Genomic DNA, 1,312 nt, shown 5'->3' on the forward strand with positions numbered 1-1,312 from the left:
CGAGCCACCATCGCCGGGGGGCCACCCCTGCCGCCCATTCCTCCCCGGGAAGGGGTGGCGCTGTCCGTGGCACAACCGCCGAGCACCCCTGCGAGCATCAGGACGATCCAACGCACTGCGGGATGCAGCACCAGTACGTCCAGACAGCTCGCACGCATAAGGCTTCCTCACCATAAGGTGGATTCAGATCGTAGTAGCACCAAGTACCGGTGCGGACGCCAAGCCCTCCATGCTCACGGTGGATTGGAAGGAGGTTTGCGCTGGAGCAGGCCGGCGTGGTCGAGCAACTCGCGTACACGCTCGGCCAGTGCGAGGTGCTCGGGGTTGGAGGCGGTGAAGCGCTCGGGAGTGAGGATGACGAGGGTGCCCAGGTTGTCCACGGGCTCGATGCGCACGGGAGGGGGCAGAGGGGGGATCTGGCCCTGGCGGTACGAGACATACGTCACCCAACCGATCTGCCAGTCTCGTTTGTCCCCCTTGGGCACCATCACATCCTGGAGGGCATAGGACGTGGACATCGCCCATTCTGGCTCCCACGCGGTGGCGAGCGCACGCATGGTCGCAACTTGGAAGGGAGCCGTCAGGACCCGCTCTGAGCAGGGCCCTTCAAAAGGAGCATCGAGCACGCAACTGTTCCTTGCCTGCTCCCAATACGCTCCGCAGTAGGTACTGAGCCTCGCGTCGTTGCCGCCCTCGCTTCCGTTCCACAGCCCGACACTGAATCCCAGATCCTCCATCGGTTGGCGCCGGTCGTCGCGCATGAGGTTGCGCTCGATGTATTGCTGGATGCTGGAGAGTTCGAGTTCCAGCGGGCGTTGGAGGGACTGCTTGAGGGATTTCGCGCTCTTGAACCATCGCCCGAAGAGAGGATCCAGTCGGGCAAGATGGGTCAAGAGTTTCAGGAGGCGGTGGGCACACTCTCCAGCAGCCTCCCTGCGAGCACCCCAATAGCTACCTATGTAGCGAGGATCCTCCACGGTCTGTTTCTACAGAAGCGCCGGTGTGTGAACAACCTCGATCTCAGGAGCTTCTTTCTCGAGAAGCTTCCGGATTGCGGCTGCGGCTTTTTCCTCCGCGACATGCCAGCGGACGGGAGTGCCCGCAGCCGCCTTGAGTTGGCGCTTCGCTTGGTCGACGAGTTGCCTGGCCCCTGAGGGAGCAAACCACTTCTTGGGTGTGAGGTTGTCTGCAAACTTGTTGGCGTAGCCTGGGCCCTTGGCTTCGAGGAGAACGTCGTCCTTGAAGCCATCGAGCTTCACTCCGCCGCTCTTCAAGTCCTTGCCGCCGACCCAGTAGGCCTCGCTGGCCGGGT

The 1,312-nt window shown here is 62.8% G+C and carries 2 protein-coding genes; both read right to left on the reverse strand.

Annotated elements, in window-relative coordinates:
• Positions 1 to 233: 233 nt before the first annotated feature.
• Positions 234 to 977, reverse strand: a complete 744-nt coding sequence (locus tag KY501_RS52795; protein WP_373691743.1) for an immunity 52 family protein — start codon at positions 975 to 977, stop codon at positions 234 to 236.
• Between the two features lie 9 nt (positions 978 to 986).
• Positions 987 to 1,312, reverse strand: a 326-nt coding sequence (locus tag KY501_RS52800) for a Tox-REase-5 domain-containing protein (RefSeq protein ID WP_255637583.1), incomplete at its 5' end; no start/stop codon positions are given.

It is taken from the genome of Hyalangium versicolor (assembly GCF_020103695.1).
GTDB classification, from domain to species: domain Bacteria; phylum Myxococcota; class Myxococcia; order Myxococcales; family Myxococcaceae; genus Hyalangium; species Hyalangium versicolor.